20 protein-coding genes are annotated in these 20936 nt (G+C 33.2%); 14 read left to right on the top strand and 6 right to left on the bottom strand.

Going from position 1 to position 20936, the window contains the following annotated elements; genetic code table 11:
* Positions 1–602 (bottom strand): 3-deoxy-7-phosphoheptulonate synthase (locus N3C60_04105; protein ID MCX8084085.1); only part of this gene is annotated, 602 nt, incomplete at its 3' end.
* Positions 603–934: 332 nt separating this feature from the next.
* Between N3C60_04105 and speA the strand changes: the two genes are divergently transcribed.
* Both speA and N3C60_04095 read left to right on the top strand, forming a co-directional pair.
* Positions 935–2785, top strand: coding sequence for a biosynthetic arginine decarboxylase (gene speA / locus N3C60_04100; GenBank protein ID MCX8084084.1), 1851 nt, complete (start codon positions 935–937; stop codon positions 2783–2785).
* A complete protein-coding gene (locus N3C60_04095) occupies positions 2785–4818 on the top strand; it encodes a UvrD-helicase domain-containing protein (GenBank protein MCX8084083.1) in 2034 nt (677 codons plus the stop codon). The genes speA and N3C60_04095 overlap by 1 nt, the downstream gene beginning before the upstream one ends.
* Here the strand turns inward: N3C60_04095 and N3C60_04090 are convergent.
* The 3 genes from N3C60_04090 to N3C60_04080 form a co-directional block, all read right to left on the bottom strand.
* On the bottom strand, positions 4781–5395 hold the full coding sequence (locus N3C60_04090) for a 3'-5' exonuclease domain-containing protein 2 (GenBank protein ID MCX8084082.1): 615 nt from the start codon (positions 5393–5395) through the stop codon (positions 4781–4783). The two genes, N3C60_04095 and N3C60_04090, sit on opposite strands and share 38 nt — an antisense overlap.
* Positions 5364–6107: an NlpC/P60 family protein gene (locus tag N3C60_04085; protein MCX8084081.1), complete on the bottom strand. Its 744-nt coding sequence runs from the start codon at positions 6105–6107 to the stop codon at positions 5364–5366. The genes N3C60_04090 and N3C60_04085 overlap by 32 nt, the downstream gene beginning before the upstream one ends.
* Before the next feature lie 137 nt (positions 6108–6244).
* Positions 6245–6640, bottom strand: coding sequence for an acyl-CoA thioesterase (locus N3C60_04080; GenBank protein ID MCX8084080.1), 396 nt, complete (start codon positions 6638–6640; stop codon positions 6245–6247).
* A gap of 104 nt (positions 6641–6744) precedes the next feature.
* On the opposite strand from N3C60_04080, the gene N3C60_04075 reads away from it, so the two are divergent.
* The 11 genes from N3C60_04075 to murI all read left to right on the top strand — a co-directional run bounded on the left by N3C60_04075 (position 6745) and on the right by murI (position 16907).
* Complete coding sequence (locus N3C60_04075) at positions 6745–7428, top strand: 3'-5' exonuclease (protein MCX8084079.1); 684 nt, start codon at positions 6745–6747, stop codon at positions 7426–7428.
* A complete protein-coding gene (locus N3C60_04070; GenBank protein MCX8084078.1) occupies positions 7425–8417 on the top strand; it encodes a hypothetical protein in 993 nt (330 codons plus the stop codon). Before N3C60_04075 ends, N3C60_04070 begins: the two co-directional genes overlap by 4 nt.
* Positions 8410–9213 carry a hypothetical protein gene (locus tag N3C60_04065; GenBank protein MCX8084077.1) on the top strand — a complete coding sequence of 268 codons (804 nt, stop codon included), beginning with the start codon at positions 8410–8412 and terminating at the stop codon, positions 9211–9213. Before N3C60_04070 ends, N3C60_04065 begins: the two co-directional genes overlap by 8 nt.
* A 7-nt stretch (positions 9214–9220) precedes the next feature.
* Positions 9221–10282: a type IV pilus twitching motility protein PilT gene (locus tag N3C60_04060; GenBank protein ID MCX8084076.1), complete on the top strand. Its 1062-nt coding sequence runs from the start codon at positions 9221–9223 to the stop codon at positions 10280–10282.
* Positions 10283–10341: 59 nt separating this feature from the next.
* A complete protein-coding gene (locus tag N3C60_04055; protein MCX8084075.1) occupies positions 10342–11889 on the top strand; it encodes an NFACT RNA binding domain-containing protein in 1548 nt (515 codons plus the stop codon).
* Positions 11886–13370: a murein biosynthesis integral membrane protein MurJ gene (murJ, locus tag N3C60_04050; protein ID MCX8084074.1), complete on the top strand. Its 1485-nt coding sequence runs from the start codon at positions 11886–11888 to the stop codon at positions 13368–13370. The genes N3C60_04055 and murJ overlap by 4 nt, the downstream gene beginning before the upstream one ends.
* On the top strand, positions 13367–13810 hold the full coding sequence (gene dtd / locus N3C60_04045; protein ID MCX8084073.1) for a D-aminoacyl-tRNA deacylase: 444 nt from the start codon (positions 13367–13369) through the stop codon (positions 13808–13810). Before murJ ends, dtd begins: the two co-directional genes overlap by 4 nt.
* A 10-nt stretch (positions 13811–13820) precedes the next feature.
* Positions 13821–14441 (top strand): MBL fold metallo-hydrolase, encoded by a 621-nt coding sequence (locus N3C60_04040; GenBank protein MCX8084072.1) that lies wholly within the window; start codon positions 13821–13823, stop codon positions 14439–14441.
* A gap of 6 nt (positions 14442–14447) precedes the next feature.
* On the top strand, positions 14448–15089 hold the full coding sequence (locus N3C60_04035) for a response regulator transcription factor (GenBank protein MCX8084071.1): 642 nt from the start codon (positions 14448–14450) through the stop codon (positions 15087–15089).
* A complete protein-coding gene (locus N3C60_04030; GenBank protein MCX8084070.1) occupies positions 15086–16054 on the top strand; it encodes a hypothetical protein in 969 nt (322 codons plus the stop codon). Before N3C60_04035 ends, N3C60_04030 begins: the two co-directional genes overlap by 4 nt.
* A 67-nt stretch (positions 16055–16121) precedes the next feature.
* Positions 16122–16907 carry a glutamate racemase gene (gene murI / locus N3C60_04025; GenBank protein MCX8084069.1) on the top strand — a complete coding sequence of 262 codons (786 nt, stop codon included), beginning with the start codon at positions 16122–16124 and terminating at the stop codon, positions 16905–16907.
* Here murI and N3C60_04020 read toward each other — a convergent pair.
* Together N3C60_04020 and N3C60_04015 are read right to left on the bottom strand one after the other, a co-directional pair.
* A complete protein-coding gene (locus N3C60_04020) occupies positions 16894–17616 on the bottom strand; it encodes a thioesterase (protein MCX8084068.1) in 723 nt (240 codons plus the stop codon). The genes murI and N3C60_04020 overlap by 14 nt on opposite strands.
* Positions 17613–18230: an HAD family hydrolase gene (locus N3C60_04015; GenBank protein ID MCX8084067.1), complete on the bottom strand. Its 618-nt coding sequence runs from the start codon at positions 18228–18230 to the stop codon at positions 17613–17615. The genes N3C60_04020 and N3C60_04015 overlap by 4 nt, the downstream gene beginning before the upstream one ends.
* Before the next feature lie 97 nt (positions 18231–18327).
* On the opposite strand from N3C60_04015, the gene fliD reads away from it, so the two are divergent.
* Positions 18328–20922: a flagellar filament capping protein FliD gene (gene fliD, locus N3C60_04010; GenBank protein ID MCX8084066.1), complete on the top strand. Its 2595-nt coding sequence runs from the start codon at positions 18328–18330 to the stop codon at positions 20920–20922.
* The last annotated feature ends 14 nt before the right edge of the window (positions 20923–20936 follow it).

The following is a 20936-nucleotide window of genomic DNA, read 5'->3' as shown; positions in this document are numbered from 1 at the left end:
CCTGTCTGTCCTAACATGGTTAAAAGGGCAAAGTTTTGAATATTTCTCGCTCCTACTTGGAACATATCAGTGTATTTGTAAACAAGATCTACATCTTTTGGATTTACTACTTCTGTGACCACTGGTAATCCCGTAATATCTCTTGCTTTGGCTAAAAGTTTTAGACCTTCTTCACCTAAGCCTTGAAAAGCATAGGGAGAGGTTCTTGGTTTGAATGCACCTCCTCTAAGCATTTTTGCACCGGCGGCTTTTACATATTCAGCAGTTTTTACTATTTGTTCTTCAGATTCTACAGAACATGGTCCTGCTATTACAACGATCTCTTCGCCTCCGAATTTTACATCACCTACTTCAACGATACTGGACTCTTTTTTAACTTCTCTGCTTGATAATTTGTATGGTTTTGTAATGGGGACAACTCTATCTACACCAGGTAAATCTTCAATTATTCTAACGTTTTCTCTATCTCCAAGGCCCACCAGTCCCACTACGTTGCGCTCTTTTCCATAAATAATATGTGGGGTAAAACCTAAAGACTCTGCTTTTTTGCAAACTTCATTTAACTCATTTTCTTTTGAACCAATTTGCATTACAACAATCATATATAATACCTCCTATAAGTTTATAGATATAAAAAAAAGAGCCGCAAGTGGGGATCTCCCGCCTGCGGCTCCTGTTTTCCAATGTAAACAGGTATCACCTCAAGCGGTATCCTCCAAAAAAGAAAAAGTAAAAGAAGAAGAAAAAGTAAGAATAGATATCTGAGTAACAGGGATTAATTTTACAGATTTTTGTTTTATGGGCTATATTCCAATTCATAGGCTACTTATATACAGTTTTGTCACTAAAGTCAATATCTATGTTGTTTAAAAAACGATAGACTTTTTGAATTTTTTATATAATATTTTCGTGGAAGTAAAATAGGGGGTAGCTCATGATGGATTATGGTATAAAAATCTGGTCTGATGAGGACTTTAAGATAGAAAAAGGTAAGATTGTGGTTAATTATGGGAAAAAACCGGCTATCATAGATATTGTAAAGGAGATAAGGGATGAAGGTTATAAAGGACCTTTACTAATTAGGTTCCCACATCTTGTGAAAGAGCAGATAGATATGCTTTTTAAAACATTTAAAAAGTCTATGAAGGAGTATGGTTATCAAGGTTCTTTTAATGCCCTTTTTCCTCTAAAGGTCAATCAGTTTCCAAATTTTGTGATTCCCCTAATGGAGATGACAAAAGGTATGCCTTATGGTTTGGAAGCTGGTAGTAAACCGGAGTTGATAATCGCTATGGCTTATAATAACAGTGGTTGTCCCATTATGGTAAACGGTTTTAAGGACAAAGAGATGATCTCACTTGGGTTTATCGCAGCAAAGATGGGGCACGATATAACCATTACAATTGAAGGATTAAACGAACTTGAGACCATTTTAACTGTAGCAAAAGAGATGGGCAAACCCTATCCAAAAATAGGCCTTAGAATAAGACTTCATAGTTCTGGTATAGGAATCTGGGCAAAAAGTGGTGGTATAAATTCTAAGTTTGGGCTTACATCCACAGAGTTGTTGGAAGCTATGAACATGCTGAAAAATGGTAATATGCTGGAATATTTTACAATGATACATTTCCATATTGGATCACAAATCAGTGAGATTTCACCTTTAAAGAAAGCTTTGAGGGAAGCTGGTAATATTCATGCAGAGCTATACAAGATGGGAGCCCACAATCTAAAAGCTATCGATCTTGGTGGAGGCCTTGCCGTGGAGTATGCTCAACACGAAGGATTGGCCCATAGACACTATACATTAGAAGAATATGCTAGTGACGTAGTTTTCCTATTAAAAACCATTGCCCATAACAAGCATGTCCCAGATCCAGATATTTTTATTGAAGCTGGTAGGTTTGTGGCTGCAAAGCATGCGGTATTGGTTGCTCCGGTTTTGGAGCTTTTTTCGCAGGAATATGACCAACGAGAACTTCAGCTGAAGCCAAAAAATCCGCCTTTGATTGATGAGCTTTATGAGCTTTACAATCTTATGAATGAAAAAAATGCGATAGAGTATCTGCACGACAGTTTGGATCATATGGAATCGTTGCTTACACTTTTTGATTTAGGTTACATCGATTTATTGGATAGAAGTAATACGGAGATATTGGTTCATCTTATTATCAAGAAAGCTGTAGATTTACTAAAAAATAAAAAATATGATGAGATACTCACTATCCAAAATATGATACAGGAAAAATATTTATTAAACTGCTCATTTTTTCAAAGTTTACCGGACTATTGGGGATTGGGTCAGACTTTTCCTGTTGCACCCCTTGATAGACTAAATGAAAAACCGACAAGGTCTGCTAGTTTGTGGGATATAACTTGTGATAGTGATGGAGAGATAGCATTTGATATACGCAAACCATTATTTTTACATGATGTGGATGTAAACAAAGAGGAGTATTTTTTGGCTTTCTTTCTTGTTGGTGCTTATCAGGAGATATTGGGTATGCAACACAATCTTTTTACGCACCCCACTGAGTTTTCTGTTGTATTCGATGATGAGGGTAATTACGAGGTAACCAATCTTTTGGAGGCTCAGAATATTTTAGATATACTTGACGATCTTGACTATGATATTAAGGACATAGAAAGAAGGCTTAAACAATTGATTGAAGAGTCTGACTATATAAGTGACGATAAAAGGAAGGATGTCTTGGGCAGGCTATATCTTTATTTAAGTGAGAATGCTTATCTAAAAACATTAGTAAGTTACAAAGAACAGAACTGATGTTAGACGATTTGAATCAGTCTCAAAAAGATGCAGTTCTTTATAATGATGGGCCATTGTTGGTTATTGCTGGTGCAGGTACAGGCAAAACTAAAGTAATTACTCATAAGATTGCTTATATTATCAAAGAGTTAAACATTGCTCCAGAAAATATTTTGGCTATGACATTCACAAACAAAGCTGCTGATGAAATGTCCAAAAGGGTAACAAATTTGACGGGAAACAGGAGTAGGGGTATCTGGATAGGAACTTTTCATTCAATAGCTTTAAAGATGTTAAGAAGGGATGGTTATCTTATAGATTTACCGCCTAATTTTGGGATAATAGATCAGGATGATAGAATTTCTATTTTAAGGGACATTCTTAAAAATCTTAATATAGATTCTAAAAAATACCCACCAAAAATATATCTCAGTTCGATCAGTAACTTTAAAAATACTATGGAATTTGTTAACGAAGTTAATTTATCTTTTGATGAGTACAAATTTGATGAAGTATTTGCTAACTATCAATCTGTTTTGAAATCTATGTCTATGATAGATTTCGATGATATGCTTTCCTTAGCCCTAAGAATATTAAAAAGATTTCCTGAGGTGAAGTACTTTTACAAAACACTTTTTAAATATATACTGGTGGATGAGTTTCAGGATACGAATGGGATTCAATTGGAATTTCTCATAAATCTATCCGATAGTGATGGAAGGGTTACTGCTGTTGGAGATGATGATCAATCTATTTATGGTTGGCGAGGTGCTGAAATAAAGAATATTTTGAACTTTGATCAGTATTTCCCAAGTGTAAAAATTGTAAAATTAGTAGATAATTACAGAAGCGGATTTAATATACTTCATGCAGCCAACTGTCTGATTTCTAATAATCGGTATAGAAGGGTTAAAGAGCTACAATCCTATAAAAAGGAGATGGGGCATGTGGTAATACAATGTTTTGAGAATGAAATTGAGGAAGCTGCTTTTGTTGCCAATAAAATTCAAGAGCTTGTTAACTTGGGAGTAGAACTCAACGATATTGCTATTCTCTATAGAGCAAATGCCCAATCGAGAAACTTTGAAGTGGAGCTAAACAATAAAAGATTACCCTATAAAGTAATAGGAAGCGTAGGTTTTTATGGAAGAAAAGAGATAAAGGATATACTTGCTTTTTTAAGGTTTTACTCAAACCCTTATGATATTCAGTCTTTTAAAAGGGCTATAAAGATACCACCAAGACACATCGGTGATGCAACCATTGAAAAGGTATCTGCTTTCACCTTAGAAAATGGTGTAGATATTTTGACATCTATAAAAGAGCTTTATAATACATTTACAGACAGGGTTAAAAAAAGTTTTGATGAGTTTATCGTTCTGTTTGACGGATTTGAACATTTAAAAGTTTCTGAGATGATCAAAAATATTGTGGACAAAATAGAGTATGAAAATTTTTTATCTCAGTATGAAGATATGTACGAAGTTGAAAGAAGGATGGACAATATAAATGAACTTATAAATGCTGCTGTGCAAAAAGAGGAAGATGGGGAACTTACACTAAAAGATTTTCTTTCGGATGCCACTTTGTATACAAGTAATGATGAGGATGCTACAGGTTTTATTAAATTGATGACGATTCATTCTGCTAAGGGATTGGAGTTTCATACAGTTTTCCTCACTGGGTTAGAAGAAGGTGTTTTCCCTCTATATAAGGCAATAGACAACGATTTGGAAATGGAAGAGGAGAGAAGACTGTGTTATGTAGGTATTACGAGATCGAAAGAAATGCTTTTTATAAGCCATGTAAATAGAAGGCTTTTTTATGGAAAACCCCAGATACTAAAACCGTCACCTTTCATTTTTGAGATCAAACATAATATGATAAAAAGCGATATCGGTTATGATAGGGTTTCCCATGAAAAATTTGGAGATGGGAAAATAATTAAAATTGAAGGTAGTGGTGAAAACTCTAAGGTAACTGTAAACTTTGAACATTTTGGGATAAAAACAATTATTGCAAAGTTTCTAAAATTTTATTCATCTCGTTAAAAATCTTTAGACATACCCAAGCATCGGTAGCTGCATATAATTTTTGTTTTTCTGTGAGGGGATGCCTATCCCAGTTGGATGTTTGGGATGATTTTATGATTCTTCTATTTAAAAAAACTGCGGTTAAATATTTTAGATTAGATTTTGGTAAATGTAATTTTTTTGCTAATTTTTGTATATCTAAAAATGAGATTTTATTTAAATTGGGTATGGCTTTGTTGTTTAGTTTTCTTAAATCATCATCTATTCCTGCACCTATTTTAGTTATACTGGTGTCTCTGAGGTAATCAAAGATCTTTTTATTGTTTTTAATTTTGGAGATATGAAAAAGAAAGGCTTCCTCATCAGTAGCTATTTGGATTAATGATATATCGTAGTGAAGGTTTTTCTTAAAGGAAGGTCTTGTTTCTGTATCAAAACCTACATGTTTTACAAGGGGTAAGGCACAAAGGTCTAATTTTTCATCGGTATCGATGTAATGAATAATACCTTCAAACCTTATTACATCAAGTCGATTTATATCTTCTGTAGATAGAAGGTGGTTATTATTTATTGGCTGTGTTAATGGATATGTCATTTAGATAGGTTTTTGCTCCCACATAGCGTTTTTTATAATAAGGTAGGTCCAGATCTTCTACTCTCACTTTTTGGTTTACTCTTGGGGCATGGATAAATTTACCATCACCAATATATATGCCAACATGGGATATGTTTTTCCCATTAATTTTAAAAAAAACTAAATCTCCACGTCTGAGTTCATCTCTTATGGTATCACCTTTGGCAAATTGTTCTTTGGATGTTCTGGGTAATTCTATACCGTTTAACCTAAATACAGTTTGGACAAAACCACTACAATCAAATCCATCTTCACTATTACCACCTCTCATATAGGGTGTACCTAAATAGTTCATGGCGGTATTTATGATCTGTTCCCTCAAGTCATTGTTATCTATCTTTTGATATCTAAAACTATCGGGTGTAACTATAACGTATTCCTCAATTACCAAATCTTCTTTTAATTTTTCAGCAGTCCATTTTGCAGCTTCTAATGTGTAAAAATTACCAAATCTTACCTTATATAAGCCATTGTCATCTTTAAAATAATAGGGGTCTAACCCTTTTGCAGCGAGCTTATCCATAAATTTTTGAACGTTGTCAAAATTAGAAAATGCTCCAGCTTGTATGGTATATTGAATCTTATCAGCTTTGACAAAACCTTTAGTGGAACAACCTGTACTTAAAAATATCAACAAAACAAAACTAAATAAAACCAAAACCTTAGTTTTCAATATTTACTCCAAGGTGTATTTAAAAAAATCCCGGCAAGCTTCTTAAAGGGGAGGATTATGAAGCATTAGATAGCCGGGCTATATTTTGAATATAACGCAATTTTATTTTAAATGCAAGAGTTTTTTGTATTTTATTGTTATGTAATGATTTTGTTTGTTATGATAGATGGTAGTAGTGTGGGTTTCTTTTTTTTATTATCAAAGGCGACCAATGTGGTTTCAGCGGAAGCGTAACTTACCCCTTTTCCATCGTGTATGTGGTATTGAAGTGTGAAAGATGTTTTTTTTATCTCTTTAGTCCAAAAAGAAACGAAAACATCATTCCCGAGATGTATAGGCTTTTTATAGTCACAGCTTGCACTTACTATTATGAGATGGATATCATTTTTAAGTAATTCTTCGAATTCATTGATAAAAATATTTGTCCTTACAGTTTCTAAATAGGTAAAGTAGGTAGCATGGTTTACGTGGCCATAAGCGTCCAAATCGGAGTATCTTACTTCAATCTTTCCAGTATATTGATATTGTGTCATAGCTTTTTATTACTTTTTATGGGCCTTTTAGTCAATAGGATTTTATGTAAAAAAAATTTCTTGCTAAAAGACTTAATTTCATTTAATTTGTTATGGGGGTAAAGATGTTAGGAAAGATCTTTAAAGCAAAGTCGATGTTTTCCCACAAGGATCCGATTATTAACTATGTTGTAAAAATATGTAATGTATACAACAAATCAGATTTTATGAATAAATCGCTGTTTGATGCCGAGTTTTGTGTGGTGGATACTGAGACTACTGGGCTGGATATAGCTACTGCAAAGATTATTAATCTGGCAGCTGTAAAAATAAGGAATTTTAAAATCATTGATTATTATAATGTTTTTATAAATCCAGGCAAAGAAATTGATAAAGAGTCGATAAAATGGCATGGTATAACGGATGAAATGGTAAGAAATAAGCCATTTGTTGTAGAGGTTATGCCTGAGTTTATGAAATTTATAAGGAAATCTATTCTGGTTGGTCACCATATAAAGTTTGATATCGATATGATATCCAAAGAGCTAATGGAGACCTTTGGTTGCGGCCTCAAACAAAAGTACCTCGATACTATGTTTATTTATACAAGGGGGATAGCAAGGAGAAATGATCACGTTAGCCTTGATTTCCTATTGGAGTTCTACAAAGTAAAATGCAATGGAAGGCACACAGCCTTGGGTGATGCCATGGCAACAGCTGAGGTCTTTAACAAGATGATTATTCAACTTTCTGATACTTATAGGACTGTGAGGGACCTTTATGCTTTACACAAGGAGCAGCTTCAGTGAACAAATTAAGTTTTATAGATCGTTTATTTAAAGATATTGAAAATACTATAGAAAAAGGTGATCTTGAAAAAGCAAACGATGAAATAACAAAAATGTTTGTTAGATTTGGTGAGGATGAGGAATTTCTTAAAAAGGTTTGTAGAGTATTAGGAAAATATCATCTTTTTAAAGGTGATCGGAGTAAATCCATTGATTATTTCGTTGCTTATGAAAAGGCGTTTTCCGATGACATAGAGGTAGTTTTTTTGATAGCTGATAGTCTTTTAGATGTGGGTAAAACAGAAACTGCTTTTAAATATATAGTAAAGCTTATGCAGTATGATGGGTATCAAAATGTTGCTCAAACATTATATATAACCTATAAAGTAATGATGGCCGATTTTGATAATGCATTGATGCTTTATAAAGAACAGCATTCTAAACATGCATTACGATATAAAGATTATATGCGTATTGCTTATGAGCTTTTATTGCACAAAAGGTTTGCTAATGCCAAAGAGATTCTGTTAAACGGTTTGTCAGTCTATCAGGGTAATACTGAACTTCAGGATGAATATGAGTTTATTTTAGATATTGAAAATTTTTATAAAGAAAATATTAAAAAGTATTATTTTTCTAATATACCCAGATTATCTTTCAAGCCTAAGGTATATTCAAATGCTTTAAGACACTTGGTTGAGATTCTGACACTTAGAAATTATGATGAGGAAGAGATAAAGCTATTTTCTGAAATCCTTATCGATTTGAATAAGTTTCAGTACTCTGCTTCTGATAAGGTATTAGCTGCTATTCCTGACACCTATTTTATGTTGCATCTCATAGGTGATGAGGACCTTTCGATCATTCTTGAGAGGTATTATAGTGTTAAATTAAAGACTGTTAAACATCATATTTCTACCCTTGAGAGCTCAGGTTTTTTTGATTATTATTTAAATAGCATAGATAATCTTTTAAAAGATAAATATTATATAGAGGATGAGCATGGCTAATAGAAATTTGGGTGTGATCTTAAAGGAGATGGGTTTGATAACAGATACAGATTTGGAAGAGGGGTTGGAATTTCAAAAAAAAGAGAAAATAAGGCTTGGAGAAGCATTGGTTAGGCTGGGTAAGATAACTCAGTCTCAGTTGGATTACGTTATAAGCAAACAGATAGATTTACCTTTTGTAATAATAAATAGGGAGCAGGTTGACTTAGAACTTATAAACAGATTTTCTTACTCTTTTATGAAAAAACATAAAGCTATACCTATTTTTGTTGATGATAAAACTATTACGGTGGTTACTGATGATCCCTTTGATAACGAGATTTTAGAATATTTCAATAAGTATTCAGGAAAACATGTTACCCTTGCTGTGGGATCTGCTGAAAATATAATGGAGATTTTAGATACCCTTAGAGATGTTCAGTTTGAGGAGGCTGTAGGTATTTTGTCAAACCTTAATTTTCAACTGAATACAAGGTACGACTTTTTTGTTGATGAACAAGGGTATTTAGCGATATATAGGTGGGCTCCATCGGGAAAAGAAAGGATTTTTTTAGATAAACACATAGACACTTTTGAGTCTATTCGTCATTGCTTAGCAAAGGATTGGGATCTTTTTTATGAGGAATATCATGGTAGTAATTGTTCATTTATGGTTATGATCATGGTTAGGCCGGAAAAAGGGTTAATTTTCACAAATATGAAGCATTGTGGTCCAAGTTATGTTTTTTATAGAGAAGAAAAGTTGTATGGTTATCCCTATGTAAGATTTGATGGTACAAATTTGGTTTTTGAGTAGGTGGCTTATGGCGAAGATAGATGCTTTTTTTAAGTATATGATGGAAAATAATTGTAGCGATTTACACTTGAGCAGTGGGTGTAAGCCATTAGTGAGAAAACATGGTGAGCTTGAAGAGATAAAGTATCAGGAACTAACAAATGAAATTCTACAAATGTTATTATTTGAGATCATCACAGAAGAACAAAAACAATATTTTTTAAAGAAAAAGGATCTTGATTTTGCCTATGAGATACCTGGATTAGCAAGGTTTAGGGCCAACTATTTTTATCAAAAAAGGGGTATAGCTGCTGTATTTAGGCTTATTCCGTCTAAGATTCTTTCAGCAGAGGATCTTGGTCTTCCACCTCAGGTTTTAAAATTTGCAAATCTATCAAGGGGTCTGGTATTAGTGACTGGACCTACAGGTAGTGGAAAATCCACAACGCTTGCTGCAATCATTGATTACATTAACAGAAATAGAAAAGATCATATTTTAACTATTGAGGATCCAGTAGAGTTTGTCCATGAAAGTAAAGGCTGTCTTGTAAACCATAGGGAAGTTGGGACAATGACAGAGTCGTTTGCATCAGCATTAAGGGCTGCATTGAGAGAGGATCCAGATGTTATTTTAGTGGGTGAGATGAGGGACCTTGAGACCATTGAGCTTGCAATAACAGCAGCCGAAACTGGTCACCTTGTGTTTGGCACACTACATACAAACTCAGCGCCTAAAACGGTGGATCGTATAATAGATGCTTTTCCGGCAGGTCAGCAAGCACAAATAAGAACAATGCTCTCTGAATCTTTGAAAGGGGTCATATCCCAACAACTTCTTAAAAGGTGTGATAAGCCTGGAAGAATTGCTGCTTTGGAGATTATGGTGGTGAACAGTGCTATATCAAACCTTATAAGGGAGGGGAAAATATTTCAGATCCCTTCAATTATGCAAACGGGGAAAGCAGATGGAATGCAGATGATGGATCAGGTAATATTGGACTATTTGATGAATAAAATAATATCACCAGAAGAAGCTTATTTAAAAGCTAATGATAAAAAGATGTTTGAAAAGTTTTTACAGCAGAAGTAATCTCTGAGTCAATTAAAAACTCTTTTTCTTTTATGATTAATATTTACAGGTGATTTGAGATGGATGGTTTATTGTTGTTCAAATTTATAAATTTTTTGAAGAAAAAAAATATAGAAAGTTTAAACAAGGTGCTTTTAAACCATAATATGCTCTGTCTAATATTTTATGTACGTTCAGAGAAGATTTATTTGGTTTTTGATGTTTCTTATGGGTGGATTTTTTTTAAAAAAGAGTTTGATGGTAAAGAGATATTTTCTAAAGTCAATTCCTCAAAGATAGTTGAAATAAAGCAGAAGGGTTATGATAGACTATTCTATATCAAGGTTGCAAAGCAGAAGATTTCTGGAGATTATGAGGTCTATAAATTGGTGTTTGAAGTGGTAGGTGGGAACTCCAATTTTTTTATTTTAGATGAAAAAAATATAATTTTATTCAATTTAACCGGAAAAAATATTGATGCAGACAGGGTGATAAATATTGGCACAAAATATCAACCTTTTAAGTCAAACAAAAGATTTAGTCTTGATAACACTGGTAATGAAAAAGATTTTAGTAAGTATGAAGGTTTTTACAAGAAAACTACAGATTTTGCTAATAAATTAGTGGAAGTGGTGGGGGATTTTGATGATGCTGTTGATTTGATGAAGTTGTATCTACATGAAGATACAATTTATCTGGATGAATTTGGCAAAGCCTATCCCTTTAATCTTACAGGGGATTTATTGGCTGTAAAAATAGATGAGTACATACCGCCTACTTCTACGAATGAGTCAAAAGATGCTCAACAACTTTTAAAACAGATAAAAAATAAGATCTCGCAAAAATTGTCTACCTTATCGAAGGTAGAGAAGGAGCTGGAAGCAGCAGAATGTTTTCAACATTTTCTTGATCAAGCTGAAATGATAAAAAATAATCTATATAGGATAGATGAGGCTTTAAAGAGCGGTGAATTTTTCATGTTTGATGAGGAGTTAATCTATAAAGTTAAGCTAGAACTTGAAGTGAAAGTCCCTATTCAAAAATACATTGAAGAGCTCTATAATGAAGGGAAAAGACTTGAGAGAGCCTTACCGATAATTCAAAAGAGGATAACATCAGTAAAACAGGAAATAGATTATTTAAATGAGTTAATCTACTTCATTGAAAATGGCCTAATAGATCATAATGCTGTTAATTCCATTTTAAAACCATCACAAAAGAAGGAGAAAATCCCTATTACAAGAGCAAAAAATTACTACAAATATAGAAGCAATGATTGGATACTTTTAGTTGGTAAAAATAGTTTGGGTAATGATGAAATATTAAAATTATCGGATAAGGATGATTTATGGTTTCATGTAAAAGATGCACCTTCTTCCCATGTGGTTCTCAAAATCACTAACAGTGTACCTACGGATGATTTAATAAAAACTGTGTGTAGTATTACTGCTTTTTTTAGTAAGTTTAAGAGTGAAAAAAATGTTCTTGTAGATTGGACTGAGAAGAGGTATGTTAGAAAAGTTAAAGGTGGAGCACCTGGTTTTGTAATATATGATAGGTTTAAAACAATGGCAGTTTCACCTACAGCACCAGAGGACTTGGGTTTTTATAGGGAGGATATTAGGTGAAAAGAAGAAGTTTTTTTCATTATTTTTTAAAATCTTCAGCAGGTATTTTGACCAGCCGATTGTTGGGACTTATAAGGGATTTGGTTGTGGCAGCTGTTTTTGGGGCAAATAAGGTTACCGATGCTTTTTTTGTTGCCTTTGCTGTACCAAATCTATTCAGAGCACTTTTTGCAGAGGGAGCTTTAAGTTCGGCATATATTCCTGTTTTGGCTGATAAATACAAGCATGATAAGGATGTTGCAATAAGGTATGTTAATCAACTTATAGTTGTTATTTCTACGATTATACTTTTTCTTATCGGAATTATTTATGTATTCCCTGAATTCATTCTTGGTTTGTTTATGCCTGGTAATGTAGATGATAAATATCTGATGGGTTTGGGAGCTATAATGCTTGCAATTGTTATGCCATACCTTCTTTTTGTAACTGCTGTGGCTATCCTTACTGGTTATCTAAACCTTTTGGGAAGCTACTATATCCCTTATTCATCCACAGCTATGTTGAATATATTTATGATATTAGGTGCTGTGGCTGGTTATTATAATGGTTGTAACATCTTATATTTAGCTTGGGGCGTATTTTTGGGTGGGGTGTTTCAATTTGTGTATGTTTTTTTATATTCTTTTAAGAAAGATTTTCGATTGGTTAGGTTTGGAGATAACGATCCAGATCTTAAAAAAACGTTTCTTCTTATTCTACCATCTATAGCAGGTCTTGGAATAAGCCAGATAAATTTTGTTGTAGATAGGATTTTTGCATCTTTTTTATCTTCGGGAAGCATATCTTTTTTATATTATGCTAATAGGTTATTTCAATTTCCATTAGGGGTTTTTTCTGTTGCTCTCAGTTCAGTATCTCTTACCGAAATGAGCAAAGCTCTTGCTGATGGGGATAATAAGAGAGCATATAAAATTATAGATAAGTCTATTATTTCTTTGTGTTTTATAGTCATTCCTGCTACTGTTGGTCTTATGTCGTTATCCTATGAGATCTCTGCCTTGATATACAAAAGAAAATCTTTTGGAGAGATGGAGACTATTTATACCTCGGAAGCCCTAAAAATGTATGCTGTGGGGCTTTTGTTTTATTCATTAGTAGGACTTTTTACGAGGGTTTATTACTCTAAAAAAGATACCAAAACACCTGTTAAAATAGCCTTTTTTATGATGTTTTTAAATGCACTTTTAAACTATTTGCTTATGATGAAATATAAACATGCTGGTATTGCACTTTCTTCTTCAATTGTTGCTATGGTGAATGCTTTTCTTCTTTATAAGATGATAGATGGGTATGTTTTTTCTTTTAAGGTATATGGTGGAATCCTTATAAGAATATTTTTGTCATCGGTTCTTATGTATCTTATGATAATCCTTTTTAGGTATTTTCATGTTCACGTTCTTATAACAGTGGTTATATCTGGAGCTTGTTACTTTTTATTTATAAGGTTAAGTGGTTTGAAAATCATGGAGGTTTTGAGATGATAGCGGTTGTTCAAAGGGTTATTGAGAGTGCTGTTTGGGTAGATGGTAAAATGGTTGCCAAGATAGGTAAAGGTTTAAATATCCTTATCGGTATGGAGAATATGGATGAGGAATCAAAATTAGAAAAAATGGCTAAAAAATGTATAGAACTGAGGATTTTTGAGGATGAACAAGGGAAGATGTCAAAATCTGTGATCGATGTTGATGGTGAGGTTATTATAATTAGTCAGTTCACCCTTGCTGGTGATGTCAGTAAAGGTAGACGTCCAGATTTTACTAATGCTTTAAAACCAGAAAAGGCTAAGCTTTTTTATGATAGCTTTATCACCTATTGTAAAAGGATAATAGGGGAAGATAATGTAAAAAGTGGTGTTTTCGGCGCTGATATGAAAGTGAGTATTTTTAATGATGGACCTGTTACAATGATAATAAAATTGTGAGGAGGTTATTATGGATTTTGCGGTTATACCCTCTGGGCCATTACAGGTAAATTGCATAATAATTTATAAAGATAAATATGCCCTTATTTTTGATCCAGGTGGTAGTTTTGAGAAGATAGATGAGTTTTTGTCCTCAAAAAATCTGATACCTGTAATGATATTGAATACCCATGGCCATTTCGATCATATAGGTGCAGTTAAAGAACTGAAAGATCGGTACAGTGTAAAATTTGCCATGAGTAAAAAAGATGAGTTTTTAGTCAATCAGGCATCTGCTCATGCCAGTTATTTTGGTTTACCATCTGTGGCATCACCGGAGATAGATATCGATTTAAATGGGGATGTTGTCCTAAATAATATTGTCACAGATATTGAGATTATTAGTACTCCTGGGCATACACCTGGTGGTCTGTCTTTTTTTGTAAAGAGTTTGAATTTGTTGATAACTGGTGATACTCTTTTTGCTGGTTCAGTTGGTAGAACTGATTTCCCTTATAGTAGCTTTCGCTTATTGGAAATTTCTGTAAAAAAGCTTTATAATTTAGCAGATGATGTAATGGTTATTCCTGGGCATGGTGAATTGACAACAATAGGTGACGAAAAAAAGTATAATCCTTTTATAAAAGGTTAGTTATCAGTGAAGATATTTTTAATTGAGGATGATACAACATTAGCTGAATCCTTGAAAGAATATTTAGACTTAGAAGGGTTTTACTGTGACATAATTAAGGATCTGGATCTAATAGACTATTATGAGTTAGATGGTTATGATCTGATTTTATTGGATCTGATGTTAAAGGATAAAAAGGGGGAGCATATACTTTGTGAAATAAGAAAACGGGGCATAAAACAACCAATCTTGATAATCACAGCAAAAAACGACATAACAACAAAAGAGGTCTGTTTCAGGTATGGAGCCGATGATTACCTGGTAAAACCCTTTGATCCAAAAGAACTGGCTTTAAGGATAAATGCTTTATTGAGGAGAACTTATTGTTGGGATAGATTAATCATAGATAATGTTGAAATAGATTTCTCTGCAAAATCTCTTAAGGTGGATGGAGTGGAGATAATTTTGTCTAAAATAGAATGGGAGCTTTTGTGTTTATTAGCTCAGCATAGGGGAAAAATAGTGACTATGGAAAAGATTTTAAACTATATCTGGAAAGATAAAAGTGTTGGTACCGACTCTATTAGGACTTATATAAAAAACTTAAGAAGGGTTTTGCCGGAAGGTTTTATTGTAACTTATAAAGGAAGAGGGTATAAGTTGAAATGAAAAATATAAGTTTTGAGACAAAAACGTTTGTTTTAATTCTTTTCATACTTATGCTTGGCTTATCAATGATAAATTTTATATTTATTCAATCGATAAAGATTCAGACAGAAGAGTTATTGCGTCAGGAGATCATATATTACAAAAGACTTTCTAAAAATAACATCCCTTTTGAATACCCAGATTACCTTAAAATATCTAAAAACGAGGTATCTGTTAGAAACTTTATCCTTTTTGAAGTGGATAAACCTAACTACTTTTATGTAAAAAAAGATTTTTTTGTTGAAAGGATTAGAAATAAGGTTTATTTGATGATCTATTGGGATTTCTTTATATTATTAGCCATATCTTTACTCTACTATTTTACAGTACATAAAATGCTGTTAAAACAAAAAAGACTTGCAAATAGCTTTGAGACAATATTGATGATTTTTTCCCATAAACTTAGAAATTTTCTTTCGATTCAAAAAATAAATATAGAATTGATTAAATCTTCAAACCTTAATGCAGCCAAAAGAATAGAAGAAAGCTGTAAAAGTTTAGGAACTGATTTGGAGGGTATGGAAAAATATATAAAGAAAATAAATCTATATTCTGAGAACGTTCAAGAGGTAGATCTTAAAACATTCATTTCTGGATTCATTAAAACATTTTTTACCAAAGAGTTGGTTATAAAAGATAGATTAAAAGATTTAAAAATAGAGGTAAATATTTATGATTTAGAGTTTTTGGTGTTTTTACTTTTTGATAACATATCTAAATATTCGGGAAAATTTTTCTTGGTAAAAAATGGTGTTTTCAGAGGGAAAAAATATTTAATCTTGGTAAATGATTATGGTGAAAATAACAGTAGTGGGTTAGGGGTTGGTTTATCCGTTGCTGAGATGCTGTGTAAAAAAAACAACTTTAAAATAAAGTGGAGAAAAAAGGAGAGTGTTTTTGTGGTGGTGATATTTTTAGGGAAATGAAAGTTGACAAAAGTTAGCTTAATGATTATTTTACTACCTTGTGATAGAAAAAAATTTAAGGAGAGTTATGTCGATTGGTGTCTTTGATTCAGGTGTTGGTGGTTTGACGGTTTTTAAATCGATATCTGATAGATTTAAAACGGTGGATATGTATTATATCGGTGACACAGCAAGGGTACCTTATGGTAACAAATCGATGGATACAATTATTCGTTATAGCAAGGAATTGACTGAGTTTTTGGTTAATAATTTTCATGTGGATTTAGTAGTGGTAGCTTGTAACACTGCCTCTTCTTATGCTTATGATTACCTAAGAAATAATTTTGATATACCTATCATTGGTGTTGTGGAACCTGGCTGTTTATCTGCATTAAACTCCACTAAAAATGGCAAAATAGGGGTGATAGGGACACAAGCCACCATTAGGAGTAGTTCTTATGCAAACACATTAAGGGCTTTGTCAAATGGTTCTGTAAACGTTTTTCAGAAGGCATGTCCCCTTTTAGTACCGTTAGTGGAAGAGGGGAAGATTGAGCACAAAGTAACGGAAATTATTATTAGGGAGTATTTAGATGATGTAATATCTGAGGGTATAGATACACTTATACTGGGTTGTACTCATTATCCTGTATTAAAGCCTTTACTAAAAAGATTGTATCCAGAAATTAAGCTTGTGGATTCTTCTGAGGCCATAATAGATTATATACTTAAACTTCATTTGAATACAAATGAAAAGGGGATAAGAAACATCTTCGTAACTGATGAATCATCATCCTTTGAAAACTTAAAAAATCTTATCATAGGAGACATACCAACATTTAAGATAGATCTAAATAGTATCAGTAAAGATTAACAACTCCCTGGGCGTAGATCTCTGCATCCTTGTTAAAATAGAAAAAATATCTTTTTTCTGTGGCCTTTAAAATAGAAACACTAATTTCATTGCTATCATAGACTATCTCTTTTTTAAAGGAGATATAGTATTCTTTGATCCTACTGTTTGTTCCACTGTTTTTTATTGTATCTTCAAGCATATTCAAATATGCTACATTGTTAAGATGTCCATTGCTATCTATATCACTGTACCTTATTATATGGTTTTTTTCAAAGAAAAAATCATCGATATTTGTAGGTTCCGAGTCATCAATTATAACACCTGTGGTGATGTCATGGTAACCGTACATTTTTTGCACTTCTTCCGGTACTTTTATGACTCTTTTTTTAGTTGTATCAATAAAAAACCAATACGATGTTGCATGGGCTATGAGCTTATCACCTTTAAACACCTCAAAATCTCTGAAAGCTCTAAAAGATTTTAGACCCCTTGACCAGGTTTTTATAGTTATTTGATCCCTAAGAAATGGGTATTCATAAATTACTATGGCAAACTTATTCAGCATCCAGGCGCAGCTATGTTTGTACATATAATCAGCATCAAAACCAATAAGTTCTGAATGTAGGATTGCTGACTCCTGTAGAAGGGAAACAAGAGCATCTATTCTTAAATATCTTGAAGCATCTGCATCCCTGTAGTTTACGGAGTAATTGAACTCATAGATCATATAAACCTCTCCACTTCGAGATGATCATCCATTACCGGAGAATTATCAAGTTTTACTCTATAGGAGACAAAATCTGTTTCTGTTGCTTTGGCTGGCAGATAATCATTCATAGAGTCACCTATAAACAAAGCATCTTTGTTGGTTAAGCTAAAGAAACTATATATTTTAAAAAGACCTTCCGGATCTGGTTTTGGTTTTTCCAAATCAATGGAGTTCACGGTGTAATCGAAGTATTGCTGCATTTCAAAATGTTTTAAAAGATAGTTAAGGGATGTGCCCCTGTTTGTAAAAACAGCAAGTTTGATACCTTTTGATTTTAATAGTTTCAAAGCTTTGTATATATTAGGCATTGGTACCATGAGATCTAAAAATTTCATAAAATTTTGTTTTTTAGCGTACTCTAAAATTTGAGCAACCTTTTCTTTATCATCTGTCAAAAGCCTAATGATCTCTTCATTGGTTTTTGTCATGGCTGCTTCGACCAAAATTTTATCATTACGGTCGATTTTCTTTACACCAAATACTTCACAGATGAAATCATAGTAAGCCATTACAGCATTATAACTATCAAATAGGACACCATCGCAGTCATAAATGACTAATTTCTTGTTCATTGGCATAATCTTAGACAATTTTTTCAAAATGGCAAGTTTTTTCTAAAGTTTTTTTTGGTGGAGTCGATTTAGAAAGTAACTAACAGGGAGGTTAGTTATGGACGCATTGAGGATTGGCGGCGCGATATCAGGGATGGATACAAACTCTATAGTTGAAAAACTTGTTAACCAGGCACGAATACCCCTTGATAATTTAGAAGCTAAATACAATCTTAAAAACCTTGAAAAAAACTTGTACAAAGAGATTTCAGATAAATTGAATACTATCAGAACTGACCTCTTTAATCTTAGATTAGAATCCACATTTAAAAATAAGAAAATAGAGTCTTCAGATCCAGCTTCTGTTTCAGCTACTGTTACACCCAATGCAAAAGTGGGTAGTTATTCTGTTCAAGTTTTACAAACAGCTAAAAATTCATATTCGTATAGCCAATACACAAGAGCAAAGTTACAACTGAACAATGTTGGTGTAAGTTCTATATCTGGTAAACCAACTGATTTTATAGAAGGAGTGCATAATGTAAAATTATACGACAATGGTACTACATTTATTTCTGAAGATAGTTTTAAATTCAATGAACTTAGTCAGCTTAAAAAGGTTACCGGTGGTAATATTGGTGTTGTTGATTCCTTAGGTAATTTTACTTCTTCATTATCTGGAACATTGCAGGTCACAGTAGATTCCACAAATTTTAATATAAATATTTCTATAAACAGCGGTGATGATATAAACAAGGTTACAAAGCAGATAGAAAACTCTTTAAATCAGCAGTTAAATGCTGAATATGAAACGTCAAATATACAATACTTTTCTGTTAGAGCTGATTATGCTGGCGGTAACTGGAAATTAGCATTCTACAGTACGTCAGCAGAACAATTGAATCTTGCAGTAACAGGTGGTACTTTGCAAACAGGTTTGGGTTTGAATACAACATCTACAAGTACGGTAACTGAAATGAAAAAATATCATGTAGATAGCTCCTATTCATCACTGTTGACAAAAATTAACAACTCAACAGGGGGGCTCATCCCGGGAGTAACTTTTAATGCTACATCTTTGACTTCAGGAATTATGACTATTGCTCAAGACTCAAGTTTGAATGTATCTGCTGCTACATATACAACCATATATGGAGCCCAAGTAACATCTGGTACTTTAAACACAAGTGTTGTTGGATTACAAAATGCGGGATTTTCCACTGTACCTTCCAGTTCCACAAATGGTACTTTTACAATAAATGGTAAGAAGATAACTATTTCAGACTATACCCAAATCTCTGTAAACTCTTTAATAGCTCAGATCAATTCCTCTGGTGCTGGAGTTGTTGCAAGTTACAATGCCACAACAAAAAGTTTTGAACTAAGGTCAACGACTACAGGTAATAACACTATCACCTTAGGAGACTTTTCTGATACGAGTAACATCCTTTCAATCATGAAATTAACGGTATTATCAGGTGCACAAACAGTTCCCGGAAAGACTGCGGGTAACATCGATCCATCTGCTAAACTTACTCAGTCTGGCATGACAGCATCCGTGACCAAAGGGATCTTTACAATAAATGGGATATCAATATACGTTGACCCAGCTGTGGATTCCCTGAACGATGTCATCAATAAGATAAATAATTCAGGAGCAGGTGTATCAATTAGTTATGAGCAGACAAGGGATAAAATCCATATTATCTCAAATAATAGTATCCAAAAAATTAAGTTTGGATCTACTTCTGATACAAGTAACTTTTTAGAAGCATTAAATCTTACCGATAATACCCAAATCGAGCAGTCTATAGGTTATGCTGGTCAGAACGCTATTGTGGAAGTAAATGGGGTTCAATATGTAAGAAACAAAAATCAGATTGACGATATAATAGAAGGTGTTTCTTTAAACCTGAAATCGGCTTCTAATCAACCAATAACTTTAGATGTAAAAGTGGATACCACAAAAGCTGTAGAATATACTGCTGTACTAATAAAGCACTACAATGAGTTACTTGAAAGGTTGAATCCACCAGAACTTTCAAAGGATGATAAAAAATATTTAGAAGCACTTTCTACTGAGAAGAAAAATAAAATGTCGGAAACGGAGGTGAAAAATTACGAGGAGAAATGGAAAAAATTTAACGAGTATGAATTAATAAGAAAAAGCGCCGAATTTAGAAATTTAAAAAACTCCCTGAGAGCCAACCTATTTTCAGATTTGATCGGAATAACCGGCAAATATACCAATCTCTCCCAGATTGGCCTAAAGATAGCAGGTAGTGGAGATTTAGAACTGCTTAAGAAAGGTTATTTAGTTAAGGATACTACAGATATCGATGCCATAAAATCAGAACTGCAGTCCAATTATACTTTTATCAATGCAATTACTAACAATCCCGATGATGTGTTTAAACTCTTTGCTGAAAATAGTTCATCTGCTCAAGGATGGACAAGAAGGTATGAAAATGTTATCAAGAGTTATACTGCTGTGGATGGTATAATCTATAACAAAGTTAAATCTTATGGTACTTTTGATAGACAGTTGCTTACTATAGCTAAGTCGATGGAAAGCACCCAGAGAAGAGTAGATAACTATTTTGAAAGACTTTGGCAGGCTTTTAGTAATATGGAATCTAATATAGCTAAACTACAGGCAAGAGGTAATGCCTTATCAAGCATTATATCTTCTATTACTGGTGGTAATAAATAAGATGGAGGTGATCT

Origin of the sequence: Calditerrivibrio sp. (assembly GCA_026415135.1) — a bacterium.
Classification (GTDB): Bacteria; Chrysiogenota; Deferribacteres; order Deferribacterales; family Calditerrivibrionaceae; genus Calditerrivibrio.
Note: the sequence above shows the minus strand (reverse complement) of the source record. Positions and strands in the feature narration are given on the sequence as shown.